The following is a 13194-nucleotide window of genomic DNA, read 5'->3' as shown; positions in this document are numbered from 1 at the left end:
GCCCCGGGGGGGGGGGTGGGTCAACCGAGGCGGGACAGCACCTCCGCCAGTGTGGGCGCGCCCAGGCGTCCGCCGGGGCGCTCGCATTTGATCGCCGCGGCGGCATGGGCGAAGCGCACCCGCTCCCCGGTGCCGAGGCCGCGCACCAGCCCATGGACATAGGCCCCGTGCCAGATGTCGCCCGCGTTCAGCGTGTCCACCGCCCGGATCGGCTCCGCCGGGAAAGGCTGGAGCGAATCCGGGGCCGCGCGTTCCCAGACCAGGGCGCCCTGCGCGCCGAGCGTGACGCCGACGACCTCCGCCCCGGGCAGTTCCGCGACAAGGCCGCGCAGCGCCTCCCCGGCCGGCTGGCCGGGGGAGAGGGCATCGAGCGCGACCTCCGAGAAGAGAACATGGTCGGCCAGCGGCATCAGGCGGTGCAGGATTTCCGGCGGCGCGAGGTCCGCGTCCAGCACCGTGGGTACGCCGATGCTCCGGGCATGGCGCATCGCCACCTCCCCGGCATCGGGCCAGCGCACATCCACCAGCACGGCCCCGGCCCCTTCCAGCCGTTCCAGCGGCAGGGCCACTGGCGCGGCATAGAGGCACGGGTCGAAATAGGGCACCACCAGCCGCTCGCCCGCCGGGTCCACCAGGATGGCCGAGACCGGCGTGCGGGCCCCCTCCCGTTGGAGCAGGTGCCCGACATCGATGCCGTCCGCCGCCAGGTTGTCGAGGCAGGCCTGCCCGTTGGCATCCCGCCCCACCAGGGACCAGAGCTCCACCGGATGGCCGAGCCGGGCGATCGCGGCCGCCGCGCTGACCGCCATGCCGGAGGCGATCTGCTGCATTCCGCGCGGCAGGAGCTTCACGCCGCGGCCGGGGATCTCGTCGACGAGGAAGCTCGTCTCCCACAGCACGCCGCCGATGCAGATGACGCGTCCGTCGCCGGCCACCTTCGTTTCCCCGCCGTTTCCCGCCGCCCCTGTCAGGCGGCGTCTTCCTCGTAGTGGTAGCGGAAGTCGCAATGCGAGGCGCCGCCCATGATGGTCTGCGTCCGCTCCATCTTCAGCTTCGGGTCATAGCCCTCGCAGAAGGCGCCGTCGCGCTGGCAGGAGAGCAGGTGCCCGATCTCGCCCAGGCCCATCGCCCTGTACATCTCGGCATAGCGGCAGCGGGTGACGTTGAAGGCGAAATGCGTCGCGTCGCGGCCCACCGTCTCGATCTCCAGCGCCCCGCCGGCGGTCCAGTGGCGCTGGATGTCCACGAAGCTCTGCAGGCTGGTGCCGCCGGGGGTGGAGGCCGCGAATCCAGCGGCCTGGGCGATGGCGGAGCGGCGAACGGATTCGGCGATCAGCTCCTGCGCCGCCTCCCGCCCCAGCTTCGCCTTCAGCGTCTCGTAGACCTCCTTCAGCAGCTCCGCCTCGATGCGGCGGCGCTCGATGATCGGGGTGACGGCCTGGTCCTCTGGCATCGGAAACTCCTCGGAGCGCGTTCCGCCGGGCGGTGCGCCCCCGCTTGTTGTCTGCGCCGCGGATGCACGCTCCGCGGCGGTCCGCTCAGCCGCGGCGGAGACGTTGCTCCGGCGGCACGAAATAGGGCGTCGGGGCCAGTTCCGGCTCCTCGAACGCGACCACGGCATCGTAGTGCCGCCCGACCTCCTCGGCGAAGAGCGCCTGCCCGATCTCCCGCGCCAGGGTTGTGCAGCCGGTGCCCACGGCCGGGATGTCGCCGGACAGGATGCCGTGGCTCGACGCGGCGGCCGGCCCCAGCAGCCGCAACCGCGCCAGGGCACCGGCGAGCAGCGAGGCGGGGTCGCGCGGCGTCAGCTCGAAGCCCTCGCCAAGATAGGGCGCACGGGCCAGCTCCGGATAGCGCGCGGCCTCTTCCGGCGCGACGCGGTCGCCCCAGAGCTGCATCGCGTCGCGGAAGGCGGCGAGTTCCGGCATGCGCGTCGGATCGACCGTGAAGCCGGTGCCGAAGATCACCGCGTCGAAGCGCTGCGGCCCTTCCGCCGTGGTCACGGTCACGCCCTCCGCATCCGCCGCCACGTCGCGCCAGCGTGCGTTGAAGACGAGCCGGAACCCCGGATGCCGCTCGCAGCGGAGCACGGATTCATGCGGCGGCGGCGAGGCCTCGCCGGCGGTGTAGGTCAGGAAGCGCCAGCGCGTCGCATCGTCCAGCCGCCCGAAGCCGCGCAGGAAGCCGGAAAAGACCATGCCGCGCGTCTTGTTCACCTGCGGCAGGAAGGCGCGGCGGGTGAACATGGTCACCTTGGCGACGCCGGCCTCCAGCGCCGTGCCGGCATTGTCGAAGGCCGAGGCATTGGCGCCCAGCACGGCGATCCGCCTGCCCCGGAAGCGGCCGAAATCGACGACGGGGTCCACCGAGTGGAAGACCCGTCCGGTGGCCCGTGCCGCCGCGTCGCGCACCCAGAGGAGATAGGCGAGCCAGTCCAGCCGGTGGATCTTGTACAGCCTCTCCCAGCCCTCGGCGCCGTGCTGCGCCTCCCACCAGGCGCGGAAGGTGAGGGAAGGGATGCCCAGGTCCGGCCCGGTCAGGTGCTTGGGCGAGCGCAGGGTCGGCATGCGGGCATAGGTGCCCCAGGGGCCTTCCTCGCCACGCCGGGCACGGTCGATGACCCGGATGTTGCGGATGCCGTCGCGGATCAGCGCGAAGCCCGCGGTCTGCCCGAACATGCCGCCCCCCACCACCAGCACGTCCAGCACGGGGGTGCCGTCGGCGGCCGGGATGCCGAGCGGCCAGTTGGCCGGCGGGTGGTTCAGCCGGACGAGGTCGCGCCGGACCTCCGCCTCCAGCGCCGCGAGGCCGCTCATGCGATTTCCTCCGGGACCGGGGCAAGGTCGCCCGGCGGCGTCCAGCCGCGCCCCGGCACCGAAGCCAGGAGCGACTTCGTGTAGTCGTGCTGCGGATCGCCGAAGACCTGCACCGCCGTGCCCTCCTCCACCACGCGGCCCCGGTGCATCACCGCGATGCGGTCGCAGATCTGTGCCGCGACGCGCAGGTCGTGAGTGATGAACAGCACCGAAAGGCCCAGCCTCCGCCGCAGATCGGCCAGCAGGCGCAGCACCTGCGCCTGCACCGAGACGTCGAGGGCCGAGACCGCCTCGTCCGCCACCAGCACCTCGGGGCGCAGGGCCAAGGCCCGGGCCAGGCCGATGCGCTGGCGCTGCCCGCCGGAGAATTCATGCGGGAAGCGGTCCATGGCATCGGGGCGCAGCCCGACCAGCTCGAACAGGTCGCGGGCATGGGCCATGGCCTCCGCGCGCGGCGTGCCATGCACCATCGGCCCCTGCGCCACCAGCTCCCCCACCCGGCGGCGCGGGTTAAGCGAGGCGAAGGGGTCCTGGAACACCATCTGGATGCGCTTCGTTTCCGCCCGCATCTCGCGCGCCGAGAGCTTCGCGAGATCGGTGCCGCCCAGCCGGATGCTGCCCTCGTCCGGGTCCAGCAGCCGCACCACGCAGCGCGCCAGGGTGGACTTGCCGGAGCCGCTCTCCCCCACGATGCCCAGCGTGCCGCCCTTGGGCAGGCTGACGCTGACATCGTCCAGCGCCTTCACGATGCGCCGGCTGCGGCGGAACAGCCCGGCCTTGCCATAGGTCTTGCTCACCCCCCGCACCATCAGCGCCGGCCCGGCGCGCAGCGGGGGTCCCTCCGGCGCGGCGGGACGCAGCGGCGGCACGGCGGCGATCAGGGCGCGGGTATAGGGGTGCTCCGGCCGGTTCAGGATGTCCCCGGCCTCGCCCTGCTCCACCACCACGCCGTGCCGCATCACCGCGATCCTGTCGGCGATCTCCGCCACCACGCCGAAGTCGTGGGTGATGAACAGCACCGCCGTGCCGTGCTTCGCCTGCAGGTCGCGGATCAGCGAGAGGATCTGCGCCTGGGTGGTGACGTCGAGCGCCGTGGTCGGCTCGTCGGCGATCAGCACCTCCGGCTCCAGCGCCAGGGCCATGGCGATCATGGCGCGCTGCCGCTGCCCGCCCGACAGCTCGTGCGGATAGGCCCGCAGCGCCCGGCGCGGATCGGGAATCCGCACCTCCTCCAGCAGGGCGAGCACCCGGCGCTCGATCTCCGCGCCATCGAGGTCCGTATGGATGCGGAAGCTCTCGCCGATCTGGTCGCCGATGCTGCGCAGCGGGTTCAGCGCCGTCATCGGCTCCTGGAAGATCATGGCGATGCGCGCCCCGCGCAGGCGCCGCATCTCCGCCTCGGACTTCGCCAGCAGGTCCTCGCCCGCCAGCAGCACCTGCCCGGCGGCGACGCGCACGCCCTCGGGCAGCAGGCGCATCACCGCGCTGGCGGTCATGGACTTGCCGGAACCGCTCTCGCCCACGACGCAGAGGATCTTCCCCCGCTCCAGCGTCAGGGTCACGTCCTGCAACGCATAGGGCCGGTCGGCGCCGGACGGCAGGGCGACGGAAAGGTTGCGGATCTCCAGGCAGTCCATCAGCTCCGCCCCTTCAGCCGGGGGTTCAGCGCATCGTTCAGCCCCTGTCCCACCAGGGAGACGGCCAGCACCGCCACCAGGATCGCCACGCCCGGAATGGCCGAGACATACCACTGCGCCCGCAGCACGCCCTTGCCCGCGCCGATCAGGTTGCCCCAGGAGGCGATGTTCGGATCGGACAGGTTGAGGAAGGCCAGCGCGCTTTCCAGCAGGATCGCCGTCGCCATCACCACCCCGGCATAGACGATCACCGGCGGCAGGGCATTGGGCAGGATCTCGCGGAAGATGATGCGGAGGTTGCCCATGCCCAGCACGCGGCAGGCCTGGACGAATTCCCGCTGCCGCAGGCTCAGGAACTCCGCCCGGGTCAGCCGCGCCGTGGCGGGCCAGGAGACGAGGCCGATCGCCAGCGTCACCGTCACGATGTCGGAGCCGAAGACCGCCACCAGCACCAGCAGCAGCAGGAAGTTCGGCAGGGTCTGGAAGGCCTCGGTCACGCGCATCAGCGCATCGTCCACCCAGCCGCCGTAATAGCCGGACAGCGCCCCGACCACGATGCCGATGGCGATCGAGATCAGCGTCGCGACGATGCCGATCAGCAGCGAGACGCGGGCGCCATAGAGGATCTGCGCCGCGATGTCGCGGCCCGAGGGATCGGTGCCCAGCGGGAAGCGCGGATTGGCGCCGGGCCATTGCAGCGGCCGCCCGGCCAGGCGCAGCGGGTCGTCCGGATAGAGCAGCGGCGCGGCGAGGGCGGCCAGCACCACCAGGGCCAGCAGCAGCAGGCCGATCACCGCCGGCGGGCTGCGGAGATAGCGTCGGAAAGCGTCCATGGCCTCGTTCAGCGGTCGGCGGCGATGCGCGGGTCGAGCTTCGCGTAGAGCAGGTCCACGCAGAAATTCACCACGATCACCAGCAGGGCGGAGGTGAAGACGATGCCGAGCAGCATGTTCAGGTCCCGCTGCACCACCGCGTCATAGGCGAGGCGCCCGAGGCCGGGCAGGGCGAAGACGCTTTCCACCACCACCGAGCCGCCGAGCATGGTCCCCGCCTGCAGCCCCACCAGCGTCACCATCGGCAGCAGCGCGTTGCGCAGCGCATGTCGCACCACCACCCCGGTCTCGCCCAGGCCCTTGGCGCGGGCGGTGCGGATGAAGTCCTGCGTCATCACCTCCAGCATCGCGGCGCGCATGATCCGCAGATAGGTGGCGAGAAAGATCAGCGCCAGCGTCGCGGTGGGCAGGACGAGATGCCAGGCGATGTCCGCCGCCCGCGCCAGCCCCGCATGGCCCGCCCCGATCTCCTCGAACCCCCCGGCCGGCAGCCAGCCGAGATTGACCGCGAAGAGCACGATGCCCATCAGCCCGAACCAGAAGGAGGGCGTGGCGTAGAAGACCAGCCCCAGAGTGGAGATCAGCGTGTCCGGCCAGCGGTTCACCCGCCGCGCCGCCAGCACCCCCAGCGCCGTGCCGGCGGCGAAGGAGAAGCAGAGCGCCGAGCCCATCAGCAGCAGCGTGACCGGCAGCCGCTCGCCGATCACCTGCACCACCGGCTGCCCGTAGATGGCGGAGAAGCCCAGGTCGAAACTCAGCAGCCGCAGCAGGTAGCGGCCGAGCTGCACCGCCACCGGGGCGTCGAGCCCATAGAACTGGCGGAGCTGTTCCATCTGCACCGGGTCGCCGCCGCCCATCTGCGCCATCAGCGCATCGACCGTGTCGCCGGGGGCGAGCTGGAGCAGCAGGAAGAGGCCGACCAGGATGATCAGCAGGGTCGGCAGGCTGGCCAGCAGCCGCCGCCCCGCGAGCGCCAGGACCCGCACCGGATCAGCCGGCGGCGAGCCAGGTGTCGTGCCAGTCGCCCGAGCCCCAGCGCGGGTAGTTCATGCCGTTCCGCACCCGCTTGCTGGCGGCGGTCTGGAACTCACGCTCGGTGATCATCCAGATCGGCAGCGCCTCGTTGATCTCCTTCGTCCACTCGGCATAGAGCGCCTTGCGCTTCGCCGGGTCGAGCTCCGCCGCCGCCCGGTCGGTGAGCTCGTCGATCTTCTCGGACTTCCAGCCCCACTGGTTGGTCCAGGGCGCGCCCTTGGGGCTGCCGGACCGGTACCAGACGGTGGTGGAGACCGCCGGGTCGCCGCGGTACTGGTGCCAGCCCGTGGCCATGTCGAAGTTCCAGTCGCGATAGACGGCCGCCAGTGCCCCGGCGATGTCGAGGTTCACGATCTCCACCCGGATGCCCACCGGTTGCAGCGACTGCTGGATATAGGTGGCGAGCAGCGGCACGTCCTCGCCGTTCTGGATCGGCACGAGGCGCAGGGTGAAGCGCACCCCGCCGGCGCCGCGCCTGTAGCCCGCCTCGTCCAGCAGCGCCTCGGCCTTCTTCCTGTCAAAGGCATAGGGGAACTTCACGTCCGCCGGATAGAAGGAGGTGGAGGAGGAGGGGATGGGGCCATTGGCGGGGTGGCCCTGGCCGTAGAGGAAGTTCTCGATGAAGAAGGGCACGTCGATCGCATGGGCGATGGCCCGGCGCACCCGGACGTCCGACAGCTCCTTCCGCCGGTGGTTGAATTCCAGCGTGTTGTTGAAGGCATTCGCCTCCGTGCCCCGCGTGGTCACGGTGAAACGGTCGTCCTTCGCCAGCCGGTCGAGATCGGCCATCGGCAGGCCGTTATAGGCCGAGACCTGGATCTGCCCCGATTCCAGCGCCGCCGAGGCCGCCGAGCGGTCGTTGATGAAGCGCCAGACGATCCGGTCGAGATAGGGGAAGCCCTGGCGCCAGTAGTCCGGGTTGCGCTCGGCGATCACGTACTGGCCGCGCTCGTACTGCACGAACCGGAAGGGGCCGGTGCCGACCGGGGCGGTGTTGGCCGGGTTCTCCAGCACGTTGGTGCCGGCGAAGAGGTGCTTCGGCACCACGTAGCCGAGGTCGCAGAGCGCGCGCAGCAGCAGATCCAGCGGCATGGGCCGGGAATAGCGGAAGACGGCGGTGCGCTCGTCCGGCGTGTCCACCGCGGTCAGGTATTGCTGCAACTGGGTGGAGTAGTTGAGCTGGGTCTTCCACAGCTCCATCGCGTTGTACTGCACGTCGGCCGAGGTGAAGGGCTTGCCGTCATGCCACTTCACGCCCTCGCGCAGCCGGAAGGTGATGGTCTTGCCGTCCGGCGCCGCCTCCCAGCCCGTGGCGAGCACGCCGACAGGCTTGCCCCCGGCATCGAGGTCCACTAGGGATTCGATCATCTTGCTGGTGATGATATAGACGCCGGTGGAGGCGCGCAGGGCCGGGTTCAGGATGCGCTGCTCGCCCGCCAGATGCGCCGTGAGCACCCCGCCCCGGGTGACGTCGCCCGCCGCGCCCTGGGCCAGGGCGCGACGCCCGAGGAGCGTGCCGGCGGCGAGGGCAGGGGCCAGCAACAGGGCATCGCGCCGGGTCGGCTTCATGGTCGCACCTTCCGATAACAGAATCGTAAGGGCCACGATAATCCGTTTTGCCGTGCCGTAAATCACGACAAACCGGCGTTTTTTCAAAAATTATACGGTCCTGCCGCATGACGGGGACGCAGACCGGAATGAGGGGTCCCGGAACGCGCTTCCGCCCGCGGCAGGTCCCTTGCGGGAGCTCAGGGCGCGAGGGACGCGGCCGGGCGTCCGGTCGCCTCCCAGGGCAGGACGGCAGGCGGGCCTTCGTTCAGCGCGATGCGGACGGGCAGCCAGGCGGCGCCGTGGTCCACCTGACCCTCCATCACCAGGAGGACGGCCAGATAGGCCACCAGCAGCGTGCCGGTGACGGCCAGCGCCCCGAGAAGTTCGGGGAAAAGGCTTTTCCTTCGCATGGGGCATCCTCATGAGGGGGGATCACAAGGGACAGGATCAATCCGGGCCCATTACTGAAGCGTTTCATGACAGCCGCAACATAAATCCTCACGCGCAGGAGATCCGAAAGCGCTTCTTCCTCCGGTTGCACCTCCGCGCGCCGGCGGAACGGCGGCGGCCGGTTTTGCCCTTGGGTGTGCGGCGCGCGGCGTCCATAAGGGAAAAGGGGAACGAAACGCGTCCTTCTCCACCGAATCCGCCGCGGCGGCACCGAGCTTTGGGAGTTCCGGATTGGAAAACTGGCTGATCCTCCTGGTCCTGCTGCCCGGCTTGGCGGCGTTGCTCCTGCTGCTCTTCCGCCGACCCGCCGCCCTTCAGGCGGAAACCCTGATGCCCCTGGTGGAACGGCTGGGCGCGATCCAGTCCGGCGTCGGCGAGCAGCTGGCGCAACAGGCGCGTGAGGTGGAGGCGGCGCTGTCGGCCCAGAACCAGCGGCTGGCGGAGGCCCAGGCCCTGGCGGCGGAGCGGGCGAGGCTGCAGGAGGTGGCGCTGGCCGAGCGGATGGCCCAGGCGACCCGGGCCATGACCGAGAGCCTGATCGAGCAGGGGCGGCGGGTGAACGAGACGGTGGCGGCGCAGAACGAGCGCCTGAACGCCGCGCTCACCGGGCAGAGCGAGCGGGTGGCGCGGCAGCTCACCGAGCAGTTCGCCGCCACGCAGGAGACCGCCAAGGCCATCGGCGAAAGGCTGGCGGTGATCGACGCGGCGCGCGGCAATATCGAGGCGCTGGGCGCGCAGGTGACGACGCTGTCGGGCATCCTTTCCAACAAGCAGTCGCGCGGCGCCTTCGGCGAGGTTCAGCTGCGCCGGCTGGTGGAGGACCGGCTGCCGGCGGACGGCTATTCCTGGCAGCATACGCTGAGCAACCGGCACCGCGCCGACTGCCTGATCCACCTGCCGCACCCACCCGGCCCGGTGGTGGTGGACAGCAAGTTCCCGCTGGAGGGCTGGCTGACGCAGCGCGATTCCGAGGGGCGGGAGCGCGACCTCGCGGCCAAGGCCTTCGCCAGCGACATGCGCAAGCATGTCGGCGACATCGCCACCAAGTACCTGATCCCCGGCGAAACGGCGGAAGGGGCACTGCTTTTCGTGCCCTCCGAGGCGATCTATGCGGAGCTGCACGCCACCCAGGCGCCGCTGGTCGAGGAAGCGGCGCGGATGGGGGTCTATATCGTCTCGCCCTCCACCCTCTGGGCCGTGCTCGGCACGATGCGGGCGCTGATGCAGGACGTGCGCATCCGGGCCGAGGCCCGGCGCATCCAGGACGAGGTGAAGCGCATGGCCACCGAGGTCGGCCGCCTCGACACGCGGGTGGCCAAGCTCAAGAAGCATTTCTCCGACATGCAGGACGATGTGCGGATGATCGACATCACCACGGAGAAGATCGTCCGCGCCTCCGAACGCATGGCGGCGGTGGAGCTGGAGGAGGCGGCCGGCGCACCGCCCGCCGTGTCGCTGGCCGAGGCCTCCCCGGCCTCCCTGCCGCGGGCCTGAGCGCACCCCGTGCCCGCCTTGCCGGAGTAGGTCCATGCTCGATCCCTTGACCCTGGACCAGCTCCGCGTGCTGGTGGCGGTGGCGGATACGGGCAGCTTCTCGGCCGCCGCGCGCCGGCTGCAGCGCGTGCAGTCGGCGGTCAGCCAGTCCATCCAGACGCTGGAAAGCACGCTGCGCCTGACCCTCTTCGACCGGACCGGGAAGAAGCCCCACCCGACCGAGGCGGGGCGGGTGATGATCGCCGATGCGCGGCGGCTGCTCGACAGCGCGGCGGCACTGCGGGAACGGGCAGCCAGCATCGCCACGGGGCTGGAGGCGGAGCTGACCGTGGCGGTGGACCAGCTCCTGCCGCTGGACGCCATCATGTCGGCGCTGCGCGCGCTGAGGCTGGAGTTCCCGCAGCTCCAGGTCCGGCTGCTGACGGAAGGGGTCGGCGCGCCGGAACGCTATCTCCGGGACGGGCGGGCGCATCTGGCCGTCTATGCCACCGTCGTTACCGGGGTCACGGATCTGGAGCGCGAGTTCCTGACCGACGTGGCCATGGTGCCGGTGGTGAGCAGCGCCCATCCCCTGGCCGCGATGGAGGGGCCCCTGTCGCGCGACGTGCTGTCGGAGCACGTGCAGCTCGTCCTGACCGATGTTTCGGAGCAGACCGGCTGGTCGGTCGGCGTGGTCAGCCACCACGTCTGGCGCTTCGCCGACATGCACACCCGGCTGGAATTCCTGCTGGGCGGCTTCGGCTGGTGCAACATGCCGCTGCATCTGGTGAAGCCGCATCTGAGCGGCGGCGCGCTCAAGCGCCTGCATCCCAAGGAGCGGGACGGGTTCAGCGTGGCCCTTTCCGTGGTGCACCGGCGCCAGAGCCCGCCGGGCCAGGCGGGACGCTGGCTGATCGAGCATCTGCGGGAGCATCTCGGCAAGGGCGGCTGACGCCGGGCGCGGGGAGGGGGGACGGATCGCCGTCCGCGCCATCCCATGCCAGGATGGCCGCCATGGCCATCCTCGCCGAGACCACGATCCCGCGCAGCCTGGATCTCCTGGCCGTGCGCTGCCTCGGCGCCGGGCCGGGCCGGCGGGTGGAGGCCTGGCTCTTCGAGGACGAGGCCGTGCGGCGGGGCGTGGAGGAAAGGCTGCGCGCGGCGGGCATCGAGGCCAGGCTGCGCAGCGCCTACAAGCCGCTGCTGCACTTCTTCCTGGAGGAAGCGTCGCTGGAAGGGGTCACGGCGGTCCGTATCCGCTACCCCGTCCATGCCGCGGCAAACCCGCTTCGCTTCCGGATGGAGGCCTATCCCCTGGCCGGGCTGCTGGGTGGCCGGATGCTGCGCTTCGAGCCCGGAGGGGACGACCTGCATTACGAGGTCGGCCTGTTGCGGGAGGGCGGCGGCGAGGAGCGCCATCGGGTCTTCGCGCCGAACCGGCTCCGGCGGGACCTGCTGGGCCGGGAAAGCCTCTCGCCCTGCGGCTGGTGGTGCCGCTGGGACGCCGGACCGGACGGGCAGGTGGTGGAGGGCGAAGCCTTCGAGACGGAATACGAGGCGGCCTTCCGGCTCGCGATGGAGAGCCTGGACCGGCACGAATGGGGCGAGTCGGGGCCGTGTTTCGGCGTGCTGGAGATGCGGGTGGAAACAGGCGGCATCGAGCGGCCCCTGCCCTATGACGGGGAATGCCTCAGCACGCGGGAGGCCCTGCATGAGGATCTCTATTTCTCGGCCCTGGAGTTCTGCGGGGCGCGCGCCGGGCTGCCGCCCGGGGACCGGCGTTTGCAGCCTGGCCAGATCGTGCCGGACATCTGGCCCGGGGAAGGACAGACCCGTCTGCGGGTCGCCATCCAGCCCAGGGAAATGGCGGAGAAGGGGGACAAGGGATCGGGCCGCGGGGCCGCCGAAGGGGAAGGCGAGCTGGAATCGGCCGCCCGGCCCCTGCCGCTGAAGCGGATCGCGCGGGAACTGGAGGCCCTGCCCGGGGAGCGCTTCGAGGCCTTGTCGGTGCAGGGCAGACCGGTGCGCGGGGTGCATGTGCCCGGCGAGACCGGGATCGGCCTGGTGGTGACGGCGGGGCAGCATGCCAACGAGACCTCCGGCGTGGTTGGGGCGCTGCGGGCCGCGCGGGTCCTGGCCGGGACGGGAAGGCTGGGTTTTGCCCTGATTCCGTTGGAAAATCCGGACGGCTATGCGCTGCACGAGCGGTTCCGGCGGGTACACCCGCATCACATGCATCACGCGGCGCGCTATACGGCGCTGGGAGACGATCTGGAGGCGCGGGACGGCCCGCCCTGGCATGAGAAGGCGGTCCGGCTGGAGGCCTTCCACCGGATCGGCGCCAGGTTGCACGTGAATCTGCACGGCTATCCTGCCCATGAATGGACGCGGCCCCTCTCGGGCTATCTGCCGCGCGGCTTCGAATCCTGGAGCATCCCCCGGGGGTTCTTCCTTATTCTCCGCCATGGGCCGGGGCTGGACGGGATGGCCGGGGCGCTGATGCGCCACGTGGCGGAGCGTATCGCGGCCGTCCCGGGGCTGGCAGCCTTCAACCGGCGGCAGGCGATCCTCTACGAGGCGCATCTGGGGGAGGCGCCACAGCCGAGCCATGCCGGGATCCCCTACAGCATCGCGCCACGGCCCCGGCCAGGACCGCCCCTGGCGCTGATCACGGAGTTCCCGGACGAGACGGTCGAGGGGGAGGATTTCCGTCTGGCTCATGCGGTGCAGCGGGAGGCGGTGCTGGCGGCGGCGGAATGGCTGGAGGGCGGGTGGAACAGGGTTCCCGTCGCCTAGGCTGCGCCCTGCCAGCCGGGCGCCAGCGCCTTTGTCATGCGGCTGATCGAAAAACATCACGAAGCTGTCGAAAAGGCTTTGACAGCTTTCTTTATGGCCCGTATAAGCCCGTTCACCGGCGGCGAGGTGCTGTGAAGTGCTTCTGACGCGGGTTTCCTGCCGACAGGTTGGATGTTCACTGGAGGGGATGCTTCCTGGCGAGGGGGTATCTCTGAGGGTGGATGTTCTGTCTCTGAGGTGCGGGAATTGTTCCTTGAAGGTGTGAATAGGGGTTTTACTGTAGGAAGCCTGGATGTTTTGCTTGAGTGATTTGGCGCGAGTGTGCTGGATGACTTGAGTGGGACCGTGGCTGATCTGGCGGTGGACTGGCGGGCCTTGAGAGGCTGGGAGCTGGTGCGTGCTTGAACTGGAGCGGAGGCGTCTGGGCTGTTGTGCCTGGGTGCCGAGGTGCGGGGAGGGATGCGTGGCTGGCGTCTTGGCGGAGCGGGGAGTGTTGGTTTGCGGCGGGTTGGCTGCTGGTGGACCTGGGGACAGGGCGACATCTGGGTGATGTGAGAGAGTGAGCGGGGGCCGAGGAAGGGTTCGGTTCTCGTGTGCCAAAGA

Annotated in this window: 11 protein-coding genes; 3 read left to right on the top strand and 8 right to left on the bottom strand. The window is 70.5% G+C overall.

Annotated elements, in window-relative coordinates:
- Positions 1-20: 20 nt before the first annotated feature.
- From ROTAS13_RS09830 to ROTAS13_RS09795, 8 genes are all read right to left on the bottom strand, one after another.
- Complete coding sequence (locus ROTAS13_RS09830; RefSeq protein WP_075822221.1) at positions 21-935, bottom strand: PfkB family carbohydrate kinase; 915 nt, start codon at positions 933-935, stop codon at positions 21-23.
- A 32-nt stretch (positions 936-967) separates the two neighbouring features.
- Positions 968-1453, bottom strand: coding sequence for an L-2-amino-thiazoline-4-carboxylic acid hydrolase (locus ROTAS13_RS09825; RefSeq protein WP_019460716.1), 486 nt, complete (start codon positions 1451-1453; stop codon positions 968-970).
- An 85-nt stretch (positions 1454-1538) separates the two neighbouring features.
- Positions 1539-2816: an FAD/NAD(P)-binding protein gene (locus ROTAS13_RS09820; protein WP_075822220.1), complete on the bottom strand. Its 1278-nt coding sequence runs from the start codon at positions 2814-2816 to the stop codon at positions 1539-1541.
- Positions 2813-4453, bottom strand: coding sequence for an ABC transporter ATP-binding protein (locus ROTAS13_RS09815; RefSeq protein WP_075822219.1), 1641 nt, complete (start codon positions 4451-4453; stop codon positions 2813-2815). Before ROTAS13_RS09815 ends, ROTAS13_RS09820 begins: the two co-directional genes overlap by 4 nt.
- Positions 4453-5286, bottom strand: coding sequence for an ABC transporter permease (locus ROTAS13_RS09810; protein WP_075822218.1), 834 nt, complete (start codon positions 5284-5286; stop codon positions 4453-4455). Before ROTAS13_RS09810 ends, ROTAS13_RS09815 begins: the two co-directional genes overlap by 1 nt.
- A gap of 8 nt (positions 5287-5294) precedes the next feature.
- On the bottom strand, positions 5295-6272 hold the full coding sequence (locus ROTAS13_RS09805; protein WP_075822217.1) for an ABC transporter permease: 978 nt from the start codon (positions 6270-6272) through the stop codon (positions 5295-5297).
- 4 nt (positions 6273-6276) lie between these two features.
- Positions 6277-7890, bottom strand: a complete 1614-nt coding sequence (locus tag ROTAS13_RS09800; RefSeq protein WP_075822216.1) for an ABC transporter substrate-binding protein — start codon at positions 7888-7890, stop codon at positions 6277-6279.
- Positions 7891-8069: 179 nt separating this feature from the next.
- Positions 8070-8282, bottom strand: coding sequence for a hypothetical protein (locus tag ROTAS13_RS09795; RefSeq protein ID WP_075822215.1), 213 nt, complete (start codon positions 8280-8282; stop codon positions 8070-8072).
- Positions 8283-8553: 271 nt separating this feature from the next.
- Between ROTAS13_RS09795 and ROTAS13_RS09790 the strand changes: the two genes are divergently transcribed.
- From ROTAS13_RS09790 to ROTAS13_RS09780, 3 genes are all read left to right on the top strand, one after another.
- Positions 8554-9816, top strand: a complete 1263-nt coding sequence (locus ROTAS13_RS09790) for a DNA recombination protein RmuC (RefSeq protein WP_019460709.1) — start codon at positions 8554-8556, stop codon at positions 9814-9816.
- A gap of 34 nt (positions 9817-9850) precedes the next feature.
- A complete protein-coding gene (locus ROTAS13_RS09785; RefSeq protein WP_019460708.1) occupies positions 9851-10747 on the top strand; it encodes a LysR family transcriptional regulator in 897 nt (298 codons plus the stop codon).
- A gap of 62 nt (positions 10748-10809) precedes the next feature.
- Positions 10810-12591, top strand: coding sequence for a hypothetical protein (locus ROTAS13_RS09780; protein ID WP_075822214.1), 1782 nt, complete (start codon positions 10810-10812; stop codon positions 12589-12591).
- Positions 12592-13194 lie beyond the last annotated feature (603 nt).

This window comes from Roseomonas sp. TAS13, assembly GCF_001950415.1.
Lineage (GTDB): Bacteria > Pseudomonadota > Alphaproteobacteria > Acetobacterales > Acetobacteraceae > Roseomonas > Roseomonas mucosa.
Note: the sequence above shows the minus strand (reverse complement) of the source record. Positions and strands in the feature narration are given on the sequence as shown.

Excerpts from the sequence above, each read along its gene's own strand:
- ROTAS13_RS09800 (WP_075822216.1), bottom strand. The coding sequence starts at position 7,890 with ATGAAGCCGACCCGGCGCGATGCCCTGTTGCTGGCCCCTGCCCTCGCC.
- ROTAS13_RS09785 (WP_019460708.1), top strand. The coding sequence starts at position 9,851 with ATGCTCGATCCCTTGACCCTGGACCAGCTCCGCGTGCTGGTGGCGGTG.
- ROTAS13_RS09795 (WP_075822215.1), bottom strand. The coding sequence starts at position 8,282 with ATGCGAAGGAAAAGCCTTTTCCCCGAACTTCTCGGGGCGCTGGCCGTC.
- ROTAS13_RS09780 (WP_075822214.1), top strand. The coding sequence starts at position 10,810 with ATGGCCATCCTCGCCGAGACCACGATCCCGCGCAGCCTGGATCTCCTG.
- ROTAS13_RS09815 (WP_075822219.1), bottom strand. The coding sequence starts at position 4,453 with ATGGACTGCCTGGAGATCCGCAACCTTTCCGTCGCCCTGCCGTCCGGC.
- ROTAS13_RS09810 (WP_075822218.1), bottom strand. The coding sequence starts at position 5,286 with ATGGACGCTTTCCGACGCTATCTCCGCAGCCCGCCGGCGGTGATCGGC.
- ROTAS13_RS09820 (WP_075822220.1), bottom strand. The coding sequence starts at position 2,816 with ATGAGCGGCCTCGCGGCGCTGGAGGCGGAGGTCCGGCGCGACCTCGTC.
- ROTAS13_RS09825 (WP_019460716.1), bottom strand. The coding sequence starts at position 1,453 with ATGCCAGAGGACCAGGCCGTCACCCCGATCATCGAGCGCCGCCGCATC.